A 19,715-nucleotide genomic window follows, 5' to 3' on the forward strand; every position below is an offset into this window, starting at 1 on the left:
GTCATATTCTACTTTGTTTTGTAACATTGTTTGTATTTAAAATGATTAAAAAATTAGTTAATGATTTTTACAAAAAATGAGGAGTAATAGATAAGCTAACAGATACCATTCTTATTAATTTAATTAAAAATTTAAATAAAACAGCTTTAATTGATAATTACAGTCAAACAACATTAAATGTATGAAAAAATATAGATACCGATTCAACTATTAGTTGAAAATTCTTTAATGAGTTCTTAAATTACATAATAAATTCTTAAAATCGCAAGTAAAAAAATAAACGTTTTTCCCTATATTTAAGGGTGAAACGTTTATTTTTTTCTTTAACTGGGAAACTCAGGATAAAATCAAAATAAATATGAAAATCAATAATAAAAGACACATTTGAAAATGTGTCTTTTATTATTGATTTTATAAATGGCGCGCCCGGCAGGAGTCGAACCCGCAACCTTTAGGGCCGTAACCTAACACTCTGTCCAGTTGAGCTACGAGCGCTTTTATAAATATGGAGGCACTAACGGGATTCGAACCCGCACTCAAGGTTTTGCAGACCCTTGCCTTGGCCATTTGGCTATAGTGCCTATGTGAATAATTGCTTTTATATTATAATATCTTTTTTTATTTTTCAAAACTTTTAATATATATTAAAAGTTTGTGATTTTTAATTTTTTTTCTTATAATGTGAAATTTTCCACATTTTTTGACTAATATTTCTTATATTAAGATAAAAATCATTTATATATAAAATAAAATATTAAAATAAAAATATATAAGTAATTTGGAGAGAATATGAAATTAAAGAAAATCAAATATTTATTTTTATTAAGTAGCTCAATAACTATTATTCCTGCAATAGCAATGAGTTGCGATAAAAATGAAGAACCAGGAAATAACACAGGAACAACGGATAAACAAGTTACACCACCAATACCTGAGCCAAATCCGGCACCTACTCCTCAACCACTACCACCAATAAGCCCGGCACCAGGTAATGGTGGTGAAGATAGCAAAACACTTGACAATGATAATCCTACAGTTCATGCAAATGAAAACTTAATTGAAGAAATAAAAACCAATCCATTGCAAAGAGTAGAAGGAATAACAGACCAACAAATTTATGACAAAATATTTTCTAAGTTTACTAATGAAACTAAAATAAGGGGTTTACAAGTTTATAATGTGGATAATAATGTCTTTATTGGTATATCTGGCGGAGGAAATGATGTAGATAATAAACTATTTAAAGCTAAAAAAGATGATTTTTATAATTTGCTCACTGACTGAGATAATAAAGATGCAAAAAATATACAGAAAAGATTTAATCATTCTGAGTGAGATAATGAAAATAAAACATTAATTTTTAGATACAAAATTAAAGGTAATAAAGAAGATCAAGTTTATGAACAAAGATTTACATTGAATGTTGAATTAAAAGAATTTAACCCACCAAAAAAAGAGCAACCTTCTAATACTGAAAAACCGACTACTTCAACTGAAGAACCTAAACCAATAGAAGCACCTGTTGTTGAAAATGCAGATATTAAAGTAAATCCTTTACAAAAAATTACAGAAGTTAGTGATCAAAAAATATATGACAAAATTCAGTCTATGTTAAAATCAAAAAATAATATATTCCCAGGTATACAAAAATACACAGATAAAACTGTGAAGTTTTTCGGAATATTAAGCGGTTCTAATAAAGATGATAATAAACTATTTACATATACAAATCCTGATTTTGATGCAAAAATAATTCCAGCAACAGAAAATACCAAGAAAAATAATAATAGGTTTCCTGAATCAACATGAGATGAAGCAACTAAAACATTAGTATTTAAATATAAAATAAAAGATGACACAGATAACACCATTTATGAACAAAGTTTCAAATTAGAAATACAATCACAACCTGATAACTCTGGTAATTCTCGTCAAAATGGCAATGGAGATAATTCAAATACACAACCAACAGAATCTCCGTCAGAAGTTCCTTCTAAATCACCAAGTAACAACATTCATTCAAACGATGCTACAACAAATAAACCAGAAGAACCAACAGATTCAGAAACACCTGCAGCAAATGTTTCTCAACCAAGCAACAATGAACAACCATCAACTCAACCAGAACCTGCTGTGAATCCTGGAGAACCATCTCCTTCACCTACAAATACCACATCGAATAACACAAACGAAGCGCTTAGATTAAAAGAAAATGTAACAAATCAAAAAATAGTAGATCAAATAAATAAAGTGTTAAATAGAAATAAGAAAAAAAATAAATTTGAAGGTTTACAATTATATAAAGTAAATTCAGAAGTATTTTTAGGAATAGCAAATGGGGGAAATAAAGTAGATAATAAATTATTTGAATTAACTGACCCTTCATTAGAAGGCAGATTTAAATATGAAGCAAAACCTAAAAATAAAAGTAGAAACCCTAAAACTTCTTTCCCTAAATCTACATGAGATGAAGCAACTAAAACATTGGTATTTAAATATACTTTAAATGACGGAACAGAACACGAACAAACTTTTAACCTAAATTAATGTAAGAAAACAACAAGAATGAAATCTTGTTGTTTTTATACTTTAATTAAAGAAATAGTTTCAACTGAATCACCTATTAATTGTCTACCCTTTAATTCCTCTAGTTCAAGTAAAACAACAACTTTTTTAACTATAACTCCTTGAGATTCAAGAAGTTTAATAATTGCTTTTGTAGTACCTCCTGTTGCTAAAACATCATCTACTATAACTGCAGTTTGCTGAGGTTTTACAAAATCTTTTTGAATTTCTAGTGAATTAGAACCATATTCTAAATCATATGACATCGAAATAACTGGTCCAGGTAGTTTATTTGGTTTTCTTACCATTATAAATGGTTTTTTTAAAAAAGCAGCAACCGGTGTTCCAAAAAGGAAACCGCGGGCATCTGGACCTACTATAATATCTGCATCATTGCTATATTCGCAAATTTTGTTAATTGTATAATTTAAAGCTTGTCCATTTGCTAAAAGCGGTGAAATATCTTTAAAAATCACTCCTTGTTTTGGGAAATTAGGAACATCTCTTATTAATTGTTTTATATCCATAATAAAATTATAAACTATTATTATTTAAAATTACTTAGTTTATGTTCTTTTGAACATAATCTCTATATTCTAATAAAAAAAAAGAATGATTATATTTTGGTCTTAATAAAATAGATAATTTAAATATATAAAATTGAGTTTTTCATAATATTTTTTCTCTTTTATTTTTTAATTTAATATTTAAATTAATTGTATTTAAAACTTTATTTAAGTCAAAATTTAAGATATTTTGTTTTTGAGAAAAAGTTTTCTTGAATTCTTTTAAATGTAGTTTAAAGGATTCTTTACCTTGTTTTAGGGAATATGTTATTTCATTTATACCTTCAACTAAAACAAAATTAAATTTAGAGTTATATATTAAATTATCAGGATTTAAATCGTTAACATAAATTCTAATTTCTTTAGTTTTATCTGATATAAAATAAAAATAAAGAGATAAATTCATAAAAACAACATTAATTAAAATCACTGTTACTGATAAAAATCCAATTCCCCCAAAGAAAATAAATGAAAAAATGTTTTTAACTAATCATACATATCAATTTTCTTTAAAACCTAACGATAACATTAATAAAGCTACTACTGATAATGAATTTATTAATGATATTAAAATTTTACCTGCTAATTGATACTTATAAAAAGAACCAAACTCCGATGGTGTTAAATTAAATATTATATTAAACAAATTGTTAATTGGAGAACTTAAAAAATAGAAAATTACTCAAAATAAAATTATTAAAACAATAAAGAAAGATCATGTATATATAGTAGATACAAAATATTCAAATTTAATTTGTTTTTTAATTTTTGTTTTAAAAAAACTAAACAATAATATTGGAATATACATAAATAAATTTATAAAACCATCAATAATTAATTGATTACTAAATGCAAATAACATATAAAAAACTGTATTTATTAAACCAAAGAAATACCCAAATTTTAAATGTCTAGCAAATGCATATGAAGATAAAATTCCAAAAATACCAGAAAATGCTACAAAGACATTAATAAATTTTATTCAAGTACTTTTGTTAGTTAATCAAACTCAATTATTTCCATCTACATCAAAAATAGATAAGAAGAATAAACTAGAAATATTTAGAATAACATAAAATATTTCTAGTTTAACTTTATGTTTTGATAAGAAACTTAACATTATTTTTTAAATACTTGATTTCTTGATGTGTAATATAATGCTTCTGCTATAGTTGGATGGGTATATATTGATTTTTGTAAATCACTAAATTTAATATTGTGATACATAGCAAATGCAATTTGATTAATTAATATTGATGCACCTTCTAAAAATATAAAACAACCTAAGATTTGGTCATATTCTTTTGATACTAGGAATTTAATAAAATATAAATCATTTGCAAAACCTTCAGCATGTGCTCTTGGTAATGATTTACTTGATAAAAGAATTTCATTGAACTCTATATTTTCTTCTTTTAACTGATTAGCATTTTTTCCTACTCCTGCTATTTCTGGATTTAAATAAATAGATCAAGGTACTAAATTAGTGTTTAATAGTTCTTGGTATTTAGTGTTTAAAATATTTCTAGCAATAATATCAGCTGTTTTATAAGCAACTGAAGACAATTGCATTATCCCTGTTACATCACCTAAAGCATATATGTTATCTAAATTTGTTTTCATTTGTGAATTAACTTTAATAAAGTTTTTTTCGTTTAATTCAATATCTAATTCATTAATGCAAGATATATTAGCACTTCTTCCTATAGCAACCAAAACTTTATCAGAAAAAATTTCCAATTCTTGATCTGTTAAGATATTTATAGAATATTGATTAACTCTTAAAATTTTTGAATTTTCTATTATTTTTATTTTCTTATTAGTTAAATATTCTTTAACTTTAGTAGATAATGTTTCATCAAAATTATTCATAAATGACTTATTTGTTATTATTGTAACTTCTGAGTCTAAATTACTATAAAAATTAGCAAACTCAAGTGAAATTGGACCATCTCCAATAATGGTTAATTTTTTTGGTACTTCATTCAATGTTAATCCAGAATCTGAATCAATTAAGTAATTTAATAAATAACCTTCTTTTGAACCAGGTACGTCTAACTCATTGTTTTTAGAACCCGTTGCTATAACTAAATTTTTAAATTTAATATTTTCATCATTCACTGATACAGTATTATCATCAATTACATTTGCAATACCTTTAATTATTTCAACTCTTGAATTAGTTAAATGATTGTGAATTGCATTATTAAGTAATTCTTTGTTTTGTATTCTTCTTTCTTGAATCTTATTAAAGTCAAAACCGTTATATTGACTTAATATACCGAATTTATCACTATTTTTTACTGTTTCAATAACTTTAGTGGACTTTAATAATGTTTTAGTTGAAATGCAACCTCTATTTACACAAGTTCCACCTAAATCCTCTTTTTCTATTATTGCTACTTTTAGATTATTATTAGATAAAATACCTGATAGTGTATACCCACCAGGGCCTGCTCCAATAATTATTACGTCATAAATTTTATCTTCTTTTCTCATAAAAATTATTATATACATTAAAATGAAAAAACGCAAAAATTTATAATTTTTTTGCGTTTTTATAACTTTTTTATTAAACTAAACTTATTATTATAAAAATAATACTTAAAATTAAATAAATAAATAAATTAAAATAAAAAGGATAATTTGATTTAAAAATTTTTTGTTTGGGTTTTTTTATAACCTGTTCTAAATATACTTTTTTTTCTATTTCATTCATTTTTGATAGTTTTTTTTCTAGAGAAATTTTTTGGGATAAACTTTTTTGTTCTTTAAATTTTTCAAAAGTTCGTTCCATAAATCCTCATTTAAATACTAGAATTAATAAAACTAAACAAAAACAAACTACAGAACTAACTAAAAAACTATCAATTAAATTATTTTCATTATTTTTTTTTAAAATAATAGATGTAATTAAAAGGGTAATGAAAATTAATAAATAAACTAACGAAATTAAATAAAAACGTTTGTTTTGGAATTGGTTTTTTGTTGAATTTATGAATTTAATTCACATAATTATTTAGTTCATTTATCAACTTGTTCTTTAGTTCCATAAACATAATGTTTATTTTCATATACTTCATGAACATAAGGAATATTTGGATATACTTGCTCAGACATATATGAAAGTTCAAACTTAACATCTTGGAATTTTTCATTTGCATTTGAAATTTTCGGTATTGCTTTAAATAAATTAATTGTATATGGATGAATTGGTTTTTTGTAAATAGATTCAGTATCGCCTGATTCAACTATTTTACCTAAGTGCATAATTTGTACACGATCTGCTATATATTCAATCATTGATAAGTCATGAGCAATAAAAATCATTGCAATATTTTTTTCTTTACATAAATCTTTTAATAAGTTTACAACTTGTGCTTGAATAGAAATATCTAAAGATGCAATTGGTTCATCTGCTACTATAACTTTGGGTTGTGTTATTAAAGCACGAGCTATAACTATTCTTTGACGTTGTCCACCTGAAAATTCATGTGGGTATCTGTATGCAAATTGTTTTAATAATCCTACATCCTCTAAACTTTTATATATAGTTGTTCTAGTTAAAAGATTTTTAATTTCTCTTAATCTATATCACTTAGTTAAACAATTTAAATATGGTCTTATTTTTAGATTTTTAACTCATAAATCATATTTAGAAATACCTAAAAATACGTATATATTGCTTAAGTCTTTATTTAAATATTTAGATTCAATATCAAAAGCTTTAATACTATTTAACTTGTCTTTTATATTTGATTTATAAACTTTTAAATCAACATTATATTGAGATAATTTATTTTCTAATTTTAAAATAGATTTTTTTATCTTTTCATTAGTAGAATTATTTTTTAATTCAATTTTTTTGTCTTTAATTAACTCTTTAGTTTTTTGAATCCCATTTTGTTTAAAGTACTTAATGAACTCTTTATGCTTTTCGAAAAACTTAACTAATAATGCTTTATTATTTTCATTTAATTCTTTTGATAATACTTCCTGGTTATATATTTCTTTATTTAAGGATTCAATTCTTAAATTATAATCATTAACATAATGCTCTAACTCTTTTTTTCAATTATCATGTGCAGTTTGATAATTTTCTTGTGCATGCTTGAAATTATCAATATTTTTGACTGGTTTTTTGAAAAACTCTATAAAAGTTTTCTTAAAGTTTCTGGTAAATGTTTGTACCGAATGCTTTCTTTGATCTTTATATAATTTAGTAAATTCTTTAGATTTTATTATATAGTTGTCTATATTCACTATAAATTTGGTTTTAATTAAAGTTTCTATATGTTTTTTATATTCATTTAATGATTTAAATGATAAAACTTCTATATTTAATTCCTCTAAAAAGAATTTTAATGAAGCGCTTTCTATTTCTTTAATTAAACTTTGTAAATCTTCAAATTTTAAATACAATAAATTTCTTTTTTGTTTTTTAAAGAATATAGCAGTATATTTGTTCAATAAATATAACTTTAATTTGTAAGCATAAAAATCTACATAAGGAGATGTATAAGCTTCATTTTTTAATAATTTAGCTTCATTTTTTAATTCAGCATATAAGTTATTTATTGAATTTAGTGAGTTAAAATATTCTTCTTTTCATTGAGAATAAACTGAATATAAAGTTTTAAAGTCTTGCTTTGTTGTTTCTTTATATTCATAATATTTTGATGTATGTTTTAATAAATCTTTTTGTTTTTTTAATTCACTTTTTCAATTTTTTAATTGTAGTTCATCAAAATCAATTTCACTATTTCTAAAATGATTTTGACTATCATTATATAAACTAATTAATTTTTCTGTATTTTTATACAGTGAGTTAATTATTTTTGAATTATTTTTACTTTTTTCTTCTAAATAAGAAAAATAATGATTAAACTTATCTTCAAAACTTGATTCTTCTTTTTCAAAGTCAATTTCTAAAAGATACTTATTTCACTTTTCAACAAAAGGTTCCATTAAAGAATTTGCTATTTTAAGGTTTTCGAACTTCAATGATAAAGCAGATTCTAAAAATGTAAAATGAAAATTATCTTGAACTTGGTATCAATCTTTTTTAATGTCTTTAATTTGGTTAGTAATTATTTTATTTACTACTAAACTCTCTTTCAAGATAGAGAAAACTGTATTTTGACCATTTAGTGCTGCCATTGGGTCTTGGAAAATCATTTGAATATTTTTTCTCATAAATTTATTAGTTTTACGAGAAATCTTTTTACCAGAAATTAACTTTCCATCTAGTCTAACAAAACCATTATAATCATCGTATAATCTTAATAATGATCTTCCTATTGTTGTTTTACCTGAACCTGATTCACCGATTAAACCAACAATTTCACCTTCTTTTAGGTCAAAAGAAACATCATCAACTGCTTTATTAATAATATTTTTATTAACAAAAAACTTTTTTAAATTGTTAATTTCTAAAATAGTTTTTTTACTCATCTTTAAATACCTTTCTAAAGTTTTCTAAACGTTTTGTTAATTCTGGTGAAAGTTCAAATTTTGGTGCATCTGGATGTAATAATCAAGTTGCAGCAGCATGGGTATTTGATATTTCAAATAACGGTGGTTCTTTAATAAAATCAATTTCTAATGCATAATCATTTCTTGGTGCAAAAGCATCTCCAAGTGGTAGGTTGTTCATATCCGGTGGAGTTCCTTTAATTGAATATAGTCTATCTTCTTTATTTTCTGGTATCGCTGAAATTAAAGCTCATGTATATGGATGCTGTGGATTGGTAAAAATATCTTTCTTTGTTCCTCTTTCTACTATTTTTCCAGCATACATTACATATATATATTCACAAAACTTAGCAACTACTGAAATATTATGACTAATTAAAACTATTGCAATATTTAACTTAGTTCTAATTTCTTCAAATAAAGCTAAAACTGATGCTTGAACAGTAGGATCTAATGCTGTAGTTGGTTCATCTGCAATTATTAAACTCGGTTTTAAAGCAACAACCATAGTAATAACTACACGTTGTTTCATACCACCACTTAATGTGTGTGGGTACATATCAAAAACACTTTCTGGATTTCTAATACCAAATTGTTCTAATAAACTAACTAAGTATTTTCTTTTTTCTTGATAAGTTTTTTTATTTCAATCTTCATTTTTATTTAAAGCATCTAGTAATTGTTTACCTATTTTACGAGTAGGGTTTAAAGATGTTAATGGATCTTGGGGAATATAACCTATTTTATGTCCTCTGACTGTTTGTCAAAATCTATTTGATTTTTTATCTGTTAAATCAATACCATCAATTTCCATTTTTTCTGCTGAAACAACCGCATTTTCATTAATGTTTAAAAATGATTTTGATGTAACAGATTTTCCTGATCCTGATTCACCTACTATTCCTATTATTTCACCTTTGTGAATTGTTAAATCTATTCCACGAACAATTGTAATGAATTTATTATAACCAGATTTAAAACTAACTTTTAAGTCTTTTACTACTAGTAATTCTTCTTTAGACATAATGACTCCTATTTAGTTTTAATTACTTTTGGATCTAAAGCATCATGAACACCTAAAGCTATAAAGTGTAATGATACAGAGATAGAAAGTAATATTAATGATGGTAATAATAAAATTCAAAAGTTAGAACCTGCTTCAGAAGAAGCAGCAGATATGATTTGTCCTAAGTTAATATCTTTGTTTGTTTTGAAGAAACCTAAGAAAGCAAGTGATGAAATAGATAGAATAATTGAAGGAATGCTTGAAACATATGAAGTTGCAATTTTACCTATAATACCTGGTAGAGCATGTTTGTATATCAATCTAGCTTTTGAAGCACCAACTGATTTAGAAGCAGTAATAAATTCTGAATCTTTAACTGTTATAATAAATAATCTGGTTCTTGCAACAAAACCAACTCAACCTACAAAAATCATTGAGAATGCTAATGTAGTGTCTGTAGTTCCAAACAATGAAACAAATAATAATAATCACACAAGAGTAGGTGGAGCAGAGAAAATATCAATTAATCTCATTATGATTGTATCAATTCATGTTCCAACATGAAAACCTAAATATGAACCAATAGCAACACCAATTAAAGTTTGGAATGTTGCAATAATTATTGCTAGTCTAATTGCTTTTCATGTTCCTACTCAAGATTGAGTTCATATATCAATTCCTGATTTAGAAGTTCCTAAAAAGGTATTTAAATTTAATTGAGGATTGCTTTGTAATGCTTCATTATAGAAAACTTGATATTCAGAATGTGTTAATCCTTGAGGTATTTGTGAATTTACAAAAACTAAGAAAATACTATGATTTATATATCATTTATAAGGATTAAATAATAAATTAACATTCCCGTTTATTGTTTCTGTTTTAATTATGTTTTGTTCATTTAACAATTTTCCAAAAAAACCTGAAAATTGATTTTCATCAAAGTATACAGAAGTAACGTTTCTAAATGTTGTATTACTTAAAACATCAGAAACATAAACAAATTCTTTTCATTTAGTTGGTAAAGCACCGGTGTATTCAGAAGAAGTTGGTAAATATTCACCTTTTTTATTTGCTATTAAATTCAAACCGACAGTATTTGAGACATTAATATTTGTATCATATGGTGAAGCAGAAGTTACAAATAATGAAGTTGATAAAACAAAAATAAATACAACTAAAAACAATATAGCAACTCAGTTTTTAAAAAATCTTTTAAGAATTTCTAAAAGGAGTTTTTTTGGTTTTCCTGCAACATTAGTAAATATATTACTATTCATAACCTGTTGAAAAGGATTATCAATACCTTTAAATGACAATTTATATTTTTTGTTAAATTCTTTAGATGTCATTAGTTACTCCTTTCTGCTTTAATAATTGAAATTCTTTATTTCTTAATATTTGATTTTTTCATAATAAAATGAAAATTGATGGTTTAGTTGAGTATTTTATTCTTGGATCTAAGAATGTATATGAAACATCCACTAAAATTGTGGTAAAGACACCTAATAATGTAAAGAAGAATGTGTTAAACATAATAATGTTTATTTCGCCATTAGGGAAAGATTGAGCAATTATTTGTGATGTTCCTGGTACTCTTCAATATGATTCTATAACTATTCCTCCACTTAATAATCCAATATATGAAGGGATTAATAAAGCAGCAAGTGGGATTGAAATATTTCTTAAGACATATTTAAAGAAAATTTCTACTGTTCCTAGTCCTTTTGATTTTGCTATCAAAACATAATTTGAAGTCAAAACTGAAATTACTTGATTTCTTGTAAATGTTATATAACCTGATAAAGAACCTAAGACTATAATAGAAATAGGTGGAATTCAAGAAGTTATAATTTGATTAGTTGTATATTTGGAATCATCTGGAAGTATAAAGTTTGGTGTAACGTTTGCACTTAATAGAATAGTTATTAAAATAGGAGCTATAACAAATGAAGGTAATGCAATAAAGAATAAAGCAAATACATTTATTGATGCATCTATTCAAGTACCTCTTTTATAACCTGATAAAATTCCTAAGAAAATACCTAGAATTGCACTTATAATAAAAGCTGGCACTGTGATTATTACAGAAAATCTAAGAAATTTAAAGAACATATGAGGGATGCTTGTTACTCCTAATTGACTAAATAATTTGTCATCAAAAGGTAAACCAAAAGGTTGTTCCTTATTTGTAAATAAATCACTTAATCAATATCAAAATCTTATGACTGGACTTAATTTATAAGTTAACCATTGATCTTTATATTCATTATATTGACCTTTTCATGATAAGGGCAAGAAGTGATAGTCAACTGACTTTTCAAATAATGTCCTTAATTTGCTAGCTGTATTTTGAGAAGATCCATTATTATTCCCTGATAAATCAGTAGCTTGTTTTAAAAATGGATTTTCTGTAAAATGAGCTGTTAGTAAAAAGACAACTATAACAATAATTAATAAAGTCAAAATAGCAAAGCCAATACGTTGAAGTATATATTTTAACATATAATTATTTCCTTTTTATTTTGAATAATAAACAATTAACTTAAAAGTTAATTGTTTATATTTTTTATTTACCTAATACAACTTGATATGATTTCATGTTTTCTGCTTTATCTAAAATAGCTGGTCTTACAAAGTTAGGATTTAATAAACTTTGTGTAAATGATTCTTTTAAAGTTCCATATAGACCTAAGAAAACACCAATAAGGTTTCTTGTTTCTTGTATTAAGTTTAATCAATCTAGTTTAGTTAATGGACCACCAGTTTTTGAAGCTTCAGTACCTAAATATAATCAGAATTTACCTGTTATATCCCCTGACGGTCTGTATTGTTTTTTCTCTTCTTCAGAAAGTTGAATTAATCTCTGATTAGTTTCTGTTATTTCGCTATTTGGATTAAATGATGGATTTAATTTATATTCATTTATGAAATTGTAAAATTCTTGTTCATATTCATTTCCTAATTTGTTTCATTCTGTTTCTGGAATTGATCATTGAACATTATGTTTTGTAATATATTCTTTAAATAATCCTGCTACTTTAACTAATGTAGGATAAGCGGGTGTTAAAGCATTTTTATATTCTTCATCATTGTTAATTAATGATAAAACTTGAATTAAATTAGATTGATAGAATGAAAGACCATCAAAACCACCTGCTGTTAAATTAAAATCATATCCTCAACCTGAACGTCTAAATGGTATTGTACTATTGAAGTAATAATTAATAAATGGTCCTCTTTGTGTTTCAAATCTATAATGAACTTTCAATCTTGGATCAAGAGCGTTTAAGACTTTAACTTGTTCTTCGTGCGCAGTTTTATAGTTAGGATTATAGTTTGAAAAAATTGACATTGATGTAAATTCCACTGTATTTCCAACATTTGTATTTTCTGCAAAGAATTTATCTAATAATGCTTTCATTCTCTTTTGTAATTCTGGGAATGCATCTGATTTATATACATCTGCAGATTGTTTATTAACTGAGTTAGATTCAGTTGGATCTAATTCTGTTCCTATATTACCACCTAAATCAACTTTTTGGTTTGATTTAGAATCAACAACAAATAATGTATTTACTTTAACATAGTTAGGTCTTAATGTGTTATTTTCAACTGTTCTATCTTCTTCATTATCAGTTATTTTAACATCTTGAGCAAAACCATTTATTCATGGTAAACCATCGTTAGGTTTCACAATTTCTTCAGCTACTTTTGATCAGTTAACTGCTGCACTTAAAATTTGTTTAAATTCTTGTCCCATTCCTGAAGTAGAAGCTTTTAAGGTGTTTTTTGCAGTTCCTTTTTTAATTTCCTCTAATGAAGTTCCTCATACAAGTTTTGCATAAGCTTCATTAACAAATTCTTCTTCATTATCTGATTTTTGTTTAGTTGGAACTAGTTCTGGGAATACCAATCCGGTACTTCCATCTTCATTTCTTGTTTGAACATTTTCTAGACCATAGTTTACTCTATCATTTTGAACAGTATGTTTGTTACTTTCTGATAATGCTGAATATGATAACGAAGCAATTGAACCTGCTTTAAATTGGTTAAATTGTAGTTGTGAGAATGCACTTGGATCTAATTCAGAATTGAAATATTTGATATTAAATGATTCAATAGTTCTTGGGTTTTCTACATAAGATTTATCAAAATAATGAGTATTTAATTTATATGAATCTGTTGTTGTATCAGCATTATAACCTGCTGCATAATATTTACCACTAAATAATGAAGAATCTGAACTTAAACCATATCAATAAATTCCTGCTTCTCTTGCTAAACTTGAAACATTTTTAACTTTATTTAAAATATCTGTTTTGTCTGCTTGAGTTAAATCAGATGAATCTTTGTAAAAGTCAGGATATTGATTAGTTGTTGAAACTTCTTGAATATATTCATATGGTGCTGGAGAAAAATCATAAGAACCATAAACTATACCGGTTAACAATTGTTTGAATCCAGAAGATTCGTTTTCATTTTTTCTTTCTAATGTAAAGTATTCTCCTGTGCTGTTTCTAATTACACTTTGTTCTTTATTTAGGATTTTATCTAAATTAACATTGTATAAATCATATAAATATTTATTACCTCATGCCTTATTTTCTTTGAAGTGATTTGTACCATCTACTGCATATTTTTGATTTGCTAATTTATCTAATTCTGCACTTCCTCCATTATTTATTCTATAAGATGAATCATCAGATAAATAAGTTCTTAAGATTCCTAGATAGAAATCTTCTGGCACAACTTTATATGATGTTTTTTCGCCTTTTGAATTTACTCAGTAATTATTTTTTCTTATTCTGAATGCTACTTTTGCTGCTTTTAATAAATCTTCACTAAATTGTGGGTTATTGATTGAACGAGGGTTTTGGCTCTTTAATTCAACTAAAGAAGTTGAATATGTTCCATCTGCTTTATCAGGTTTTACTAATAATTCTGCTGCGTCACTATCATAAACTTTTTCTGTTCCATCTATAGTTAAAACAATTGCATCTGCTAATTGTAATGACCATCTTGAAACTGATGGTTTGTTAATTTTTCTTGTTGTTACTTTTTCTAGATTTTTCGATGGATCTAAAGTCACATTTTCTACAATTTCTGGTCTTCCATAATATTCTTTTTCGATTAATTGACCTATTACATTATCACTTTCTCTACCTGAATAACTACCAGTAGAATATGACGAATCATAATAACTTCTTAATGGTGAATATTTAATATTAACTTGAGTTTCATAAATATAGTTAAATGCATTTATGTTAAATGTATTTGATAAGTTATTATTGAATTTAATTTTTGGTAAAACAATATTTTTAAGTTCTTCTGTTGTTTGATATTTTGATGTATCTAGTGTTTGACCTGGTTGTAATTCAACGAATGAATATTCAACTTCTGCTTTTTCTTTTCTTGTTTTTTCTCCTGTTCCACAAGAAACAACTGTAGAAAGACCTGCTACTGCAGATAATACAGTTCCTAATAATAATAATTTTCTTCTTTTCATAATTTTCCTTTATTTTATTTTAAATATTTTCTTTCCTAGTTTTAATCATTCTTGTATTAATTCTTGAATGAATTTAAAACCATCTTCATAAAATTGATTATCTTCTAAATCAACTCCTACTTTTTTTAGAATGTTAATTGGATAATCACTTCCTCCTGCACTTAAAAAGTTGTTAATATAGTTTTTTAAAGTAGTTTCTCCTTCTGTTTTATATTTTTTAAAGAAATATATTCCTACTAAATGTCCTATAGCATATTTATAAACATAAAATCCATAATAATAATGAGGAACATAAATACTTTGTATTGTGTTTAGTATTGAATATTTTTGATTTGTTAATGAGTATTTTGAATTGTTTTGATAGTAAACTTTTGAAATAGAATCATAACTGCTTGAAACTTGTCCACTAGCAATACCTTGATATAAATCATATTCGTAGTTTGCTCAATTAACTTGTTTTAAAACAGTTCCAATAAATCCTTGAATCATTGAATCTAAAATCTTAAATTTGAACTTGTCGTCTTTAGAATTTTTTAATAAGTAATCAGATAACATTAATTCATTGTATATAGATGCTATTTCTGCTAAAAAGATTGGATATTGAGAACCTTGTAAATCTTGATTTTTATCTGAAAAATAAGAATGCATCGAATGACCTAATTCATGGACTAAGGTTTCAACACTTCTTAAGGTACCTTCAAAATTCATTAAAATGTATTTTTTATCAATTCCATAAGTACCACCAATGCTATATGCTCCACTACGCTTAGTTTTAGTGCTCATATAATCAATTCAATTTTCATTGATTGCTTTATTTACTTGTTCATAATACTCGTGTCCAAAAGGTTTCAACGATTCTTTTGCTAATTCATTCATTTCTGATACTGTGTAATTTGTTTTTACGTTAACTAATTCTCTAGCTGAATCTCATATTTTTTTATCTTTTTTAAATTTTATTTTATAAAACTTATCATTTCATTTTTTATAAGTTTTTAAAATGTTCCTGCTTTGAGATACTTTTTCAAACAATTTTAATAATATAGCATCTGAAACTTTATCTTTTGATGTTAGCATATTCACTGCAGATTTATATTTTCTTATTTCTGCTTCTGTTGTAAGTGATTTAAAGTGTTGGTATAAGAGTTCTGCAAATGTGTCTTTGTGAGATATATATGCATTTCAATACTTTGTATAAGTTTGCTTTCTTATTTCTTCATCATCATTTTTAAGCAATTGATGGTAGTTTGTTGGATTTAATTTAATTTTTTTTCCGCTCTTAGTTGTTATAATTCCATAATCTAGTTCACTATTGCTTAGAATACTAAAAATTTTATGTGGATCAGGTTGTCCTATAGATGTTTTTATTAAATACTCTTCAATATTATCATCTAATTTATGTTCAAAATCTAAAATTTGATCTTCTATATGTCTTTTATATGAAAGTAATCTTGGATCATTTTTTCAGATTTTCATTTTTTCTATATTTGCAAAAAATCTGTTTTCTTCTGAACCGAATCGCTTGTCTAATTCATGATTTAGAAAATCAAAATCATTATCTAATTTTTTATAAACAGGATTAATTAAATCTGTATTTAAATTATTAGAAATATAATTGTGAATTTTAAAAGATAAAATGGTTTCTTTTTCTGATAAATCAATATCAACTAAATATTCTTCAATTGAATTATATTTTGAATCTTTAATTTTAATTCTTTGTTCTTTAATACTTTTAAATTCCTCTATTAAAGAATCAATTTGCTTACCTTTTAAAATATCTTCTAAATCAAATTTATATTGTTTTGGAATATCTTTATAACTTGAAAATTGTTTTGCTTTCATATACCTCCTAATAAAAAAATCTTGTAGATGTATAAATCTACAAGATTTTATAAATTATTATTTTATTTAAACTAAAACATAAGATATAAAACTGTAAATCTATAGCACCAATGGTTTTTGCCAAAGAGTAGAAATCTTTTATGTTTTTCTACCAATCAAAATAATTGCCATTATTTTAATTTCGGCTTTTATACCCTTTCATTAACTTTCTTTGTATGCCTACTCCTGTTAATTACTAATGTTAAAAGCTCCTCTATAGTTATACATAACAGATTTCTTTGTCTAAGTAATCTGTTATTTTTTTAACTCAACAGATTAAGACTAAAAATTACGGTTGATGGTATTAAACATTCAAGCGTTATTAATAATATTAATCATAATAATAAATTGAGTTCTGTTTTTCATAAAGTTAATTATAGCAAGAAAAAATAAAAACAAAAAATTTATTTATATAAAATATTACAATTATTATGTTCAATTTTAGAACCTTAATTAAAAAAAGTATATAATTATTATAGAAAGCCGAGGTACATACTAATGTATAAATATAAAGCCAAATTAATATCAAGTAGTGAAATCATTGCTAAGGCTAATTCTTTACAAGAATTAGAAGGTTTAATTAAAGGATTCCGTCGTGGTCAAAAACACGGTGTTCACACACAAGGTAATGAAAAAATTGAAATTATTCATGTTGAAAGAGACCATTTAAAAGGTGAACACTATTCAAAAGAAGTTGTAATTAAAATTGTTTAAAATTAAAATAAAAGTACTGACAGTACTTTTATTTTAATTTCTTTTAGAGTAAAATTATTTTATGGGATTTTTTAAAAATTTAATTAATAAAGTATTAAAAAAAGAAGTAAAAACAGTTGAAGAAAAACAACTGCTTATAGATAGTCAAAAAGAACAAGAAATTCTGAATAGTGATAAATTTAAAAAATACGAAAAAGGTCTTTCAGGAAGTTCTTCATTCGGGAAACAATTATTAGAATTACAAAATAAACACATTCAAATAAATGAAGAATTTTTTGAAGAATTAGAAGAATTATTAATTATGTCTGATATCAATATGAATCTTGTTGATGTTATGATACAAAAAATAAAAAAAGAAGTAAAAACAAATAATATTGATGATCCTAAACTTATTGGTGAAATAGTTGCAGACCAGATGTTTTTAATTTATGCTAATAATAGTATTACTAATACTAATTTAAATTATCAAGATAACAGATTAAATGTTTTTATATTTGTAGGTGTTAATGGTTCTGGAAAAACTACTTCTATTGCAAAAATAGCTAATAAATATATTAAAGAAGGTAAAAAAGTTTTAATTGCAGCAGGAGATACATTTAGGGCGGGTGCTGTAAACCAATTAGGTATTTGAGCAAATAGAATAGGTGCACAAATTATTAAACCAGATAAAGATGGCGAAGACCCTTCATCAGTGGTTTTTAAATCATTAACTAAAGCAAAAGAAGAAAATTTTGATTTACTAATTATTGATACAGCAGGAAGATTACAAAATAAAGTTAATTTAATGAACGAATTAAATAAAATGGTTAGTATTATACAAAGATTCGAACCTACAGCTCCACATGAATCTTTATTAGTTTTAGATGCAACAACAGGACAAAATGGTTTATCACAAGCTAAATCATTTAAAGAAATAGCAAATTTAACTGGAATTATATTAACTAAAATGGATGGAACTTCTAAAGGTGGGATAGTTTTATCTATTAAAGATGAATTTGAATTAGGTGTTAAATATGTTGGTTTAGGTGAATCATTAGATGATTTACAAGAATTTGACTTAGAACTATTTATTTATCAACTAACTAAGGATTTAATTAATGAATAATAAATTGGAATATTTAGCAAAATATCAAACTTTATTTGAAAAATATAAAAACTTATTAACACAAAATCAATTACAAGTTTTTGAATTGTATTTTTATAAGGATTTATCATATGGAGAAATAGCAGAAATTATAGCAACAACAAGAACTGCTGTTTATGATACTGTAAAGAAAACACTTAAAAAGTTAGATTTATTAAATTCAAAAATAAATTTATAATTTTATTTTGTAAAAAATAAAAATAGTGTATTATATTACTAGTGCCAATAGCAAGAGGGATCACCTGATACCATTCCGAACTCAGTAGTTAAGCCTCTTTACGCCGATGATAGCCTAAAGGTGAAAATAGGAAGGTGCTTTTTTTATATCCTTTTCACTTATACAAAACTAAAAAGTTTATTTTTTAAATAAAAACAATAAAAAAAATAACTTTTTAGTTTTTTATTATATAATTTAATTATCTATGAAAGGATTATTATGTTAAAAGAATTAAATAAAGAACAAGTATTGCAAGAAATTCAAACTGGAAAACCAAAATTATTAGTTTTTTATGCACAATGATGTGGACCATGTAGAATGTATAAATCTTCATTAGAAGAAATTGCATCTAAAGATGGACTTGATGTTTTAAGAGTAGATATTGATGCTCATAAGGAATTTGCAGGTGAAGCGGGAGTACAATCAATACCTTTTTCAAAAGTTTATAATAATGGAAAACTTGTGAAACAATTTACTGGTTTTAAACCATATGAAGTTCTTAAACAAGATGTACAAGAAATATTAAAATAATCACTTTAGAAAGTGATTATTTTTTATATGGTGCCGACAACTGGACTTGAACCAGCGACCCCTTCCTTACCATGGAAGTGCTCTGCCTGCTGAGCTATGACGGCAATTAATTT

15 protein-coding genes, 3 tRNA genes, 1 rRNA gene, 1 pseudogene and 1 riboswitch are annotated in these 19,715 nt (G+C 25.0%); of the genes and pseudogenes, 7 read left to right on the forward strand and 13 right to left on the reverse strand.

Annotation, left to right across the window (positions count from 1 at the left end; translation table 4 throughout):
* Positions 1–260: pseudogene (locus tag T405_RS02450) on the forward strand (hypothetical protein); the annotation flags it as partial.
* 158 nt (positions 261–418) lie between these two features.
* Here T405_RS02450 and T405_RS02455 read toward each other — a convergent pair.
* A tRNA-Arg gene (locus T405_RS02455) sits at positions 419–495 on the reverse strand.
* An 11-nt stretch (positions 496–506) separates the two neighbouring features.
* Positions 507–581 (reverse strand) — tRNA-Cys (locus T405_RS02460).
* A 208-nt stretch (positions 582–789) separates the two neighbouring features.
* On the opposite strand from T405_RS02460, the gene T405_RS02465 reads away from it, so the two are divergent.
* Entirely contained in the window at positions 790–2,547 is a 1,758-nt protein-coding gene (locus T405_RS02465) for a hypothetical protein (RefSeq protein WP_036430750.1), read from the forward strand.
* A 35-nt stretch (positions 2,548–2,582) separates the two neighbouring features.
* Here T405_RS02465 and T405_RS02470 read toward each other — a convergent pair whose 3' ends face one another.
* From T405_RS02470 to pepF, 10 genes are all read right to left on the reverse strand, one after another.
* Positions 2,583–3,092 carry an adenine phosphoribosyltransferase gene (locus tag T405_RS02470; RefSeq protein ID WP_036430752.1) on the reverse strand — a complete coding sequence of 170 codons (510 nt, stop codon included), beginning with the start codon at positions 3,090–3,092 and terminating at the stop codon, positions 2,583–2,585.
* A gap of 34 nt (positions 3,093–3,126) precedes the next feature.
* Complete coding sequence (locus T405_RS02475) at positions 3,127–4,251, reverse strand: nicotinamide mononucleotide transporter family protein (RefSeq protein ID WP_036430754.1); 1,125 nt, start codon at positions 4,249–4,251, stop codon at positions 3,127–3,129.
* Positions 4,251–5,630: a dihydrolipoyl dehydrogenase gene (locus T405_RS02480; protein ID WP_036430766.1), complete on the reverse strand. Its 1,380-nt coding sequence runs from the start codon at positions 5,628–5,630 to the stop codon at positions 4,251–4,253. The genes T405_RS02475 and T405_RS02480 overlap by 1 nt, the downstream gene beginning before the upstream one ends.
* Positions 5,631–5,703: 73 nt before the next feature.
* Positions 5,704–6,144 (reverse strand): DUF3899 domain-containing protein, encoded by a 441-nt coding sequence (locus tag T405_RS02485; RefSeq protein WP_036430768.1) that lies wholly within the window; start codon positions 6,142–6,144, stop codon positions 5,704–5,706.
* 2 nt (positions 6,145–6,146) lie between these two features.
* Positions 6,147–8,585: an ATP-binding cassette domain-containing protein gene (locus T405_RS02490; protein ID WP_036430769.1), complete on the reverse strand. Its 2,439-nt coding sequence runs from the start codon at positions 8,583–8,585 to the stop codon at positions 6,147–6,149.
* Positions 8,578–9,630 carry an ABC transporter ATP-binding protein gene (locus T405_RS02495; RefSeq protein WP_036430771.1) on the reverse strand — a complete coding sequence of 351 codons (1,053 nt, stop codon included), beginning with the start codon at positions 9,628–9,630 and terminating at the stop codon, positions 8,578–8,580. The genes T405_RS02490 and T405_RS02495 overlap by 8 nt, the downstream gene beginning before the upstream one ends.
* 8 nt (positions 9,631–9,638) lie before the next feature.
* The gene (locus tag T405_RS02500; RefSeq protein WP_036430773.1) at positions 9,639–10,961 is read right to left on the reverse strand and encodes an ABC transporter permease; all 1,323 of its coding nucleotides are present in this window, start codon (positions 10,959–10,961) and stop codon (positions 9,639–9,641) included.
* The gene (locus T405_RS02505; protein ID WP_036430775.1) at positions 10,951–12,114 is read right to left on the reverse strand and encodes an ABC transporter permease; all 1,164 of its coding nucleotides are present in this window, start codon (positions 12,112–12,114) and stop codon (positions 10,951–10,953) included. Before T405_RS02505 ends, T405_RS02500 begins: the two co-directional genes overlap by 11 nt.
* Positions 12,115–12,178: 64 nt before the next feature.
* Positions 12,179–15,118, reverse strand: coding sequence for an OppA family ABC transporter substrate-binding lipoprotein (locus T405_RS02510; protein WP_036430777.1), 2,940 nt, complete (start codon positions 15,116–15,118; stop codon positions 12,179–12,181).
* A 9-nt stretch (positions 15,119–15,127) separates the two neighbouring features.
* Positions 15,128–16,957, reverse strand: a complete 1,830-nt coding sequence (gene pepF, locus T405_RS02515; RefSeq protein ID WP_036430779.1) for an oligoendopeptidase F — start codon at positions 16,955–16,957, stop codon at positions 15,128–15,130.
* A 94-nt stretch (positions 16,958–17,051) separates the two neighbouring features.
* A riboswitch (Lysine riboswitch) is annotated at positions 17,052–17,221 on the reverse strand.
* 273 nt (positions 17,222–17,494) lie between these two features.
* Here pepF and T405_RS02520 point away from each other — a divergent pair.
* The 5 genes from T405_RS02520 (at position 17,495) to T405_RS02540 (ending at position 19,602) form a co-directional block, all read left to right on the forward strand.
* Positions 17,495–17,710, forward strand: a complete 216-nt coding sequence (locus tag T405_RS02520; RefSeq protein WP_036430781.1) for an MAG6790 family protein — start codon at positions 17,495–17,497, stop codon at positions 17,708–17,710.
* A 61-nt stretch (positions 17,711–17,771) separates the two neighbouring features.
* Positions 17,772–18,815 carry a signal recognition particle-docking protein FtsY gene (gene ftsY / locus T405_RS02525; protein WP_036430783.1) on the forward strand — a complete coding sequence of 348 codons (1,044 nt, stop codon included), beginning with the start codon at positions 17,772–17,774 and terminating at the stop codon, positions 18,813–18,815.
* Positions 18,808–19,032: a sigma factor-like helix-turn-helix DNA-binding protein gene (locus T405_RS02530; protein ID WP_036430785.1), complete on the forward strand. Its 225-nt coding sequence runs from the start codon at positions 18,808–18,810 to the stop codon at positions 19,030–19,032. The genes ftsY and T405_RS02530 overlap by 8 nt, the downstream gene beginning before the upstream one ends.
* A gap of 37 nt (positions 19,033–19,069) precedes the next feature.
* Positions 19,070–19,175 (forward strand): 5S ribosomal RNA (gene rrf, locus T405_RS02535).
* A 115-nt stretch (positions 19,176–19,290) separates the two neighbouring features.
* Positions 19,291–19,602 (forward strand): thioredoxin family protein, encoded by a 312-nt coding sequence (locus T405_RS02540; protein ID WP_036430787.1) that lies wholly within the window; start codon positions 19,291–19,293, stop codon positions 19,600–19,602.
* A 28-nt stretch (positions 19,603–19,630) separates the two neighbouring features.
* Here the strand turns inward: T405_RS02540 and T405_RS02545 are convergent.
* Positions 19,631–19,706: transfer RNA gene (locus T405_RS02545), tRNA-Thr, on the reverse strand.
* Between the last annotated feature and the right edge of the window lie 9 nt (positions 19,707–19,715).

The sequence above is a fragment of the Mycoplasmopsis felis ATCC 23391 genome (assembly GCF_000701865.1).
GTDB lineage: Bacteria > Bacillota_I > Bacilli_A > Mycoplasmatales > Metamycoplasmataceae > Mycoplasmopsis > Mycoplasmopsis felis.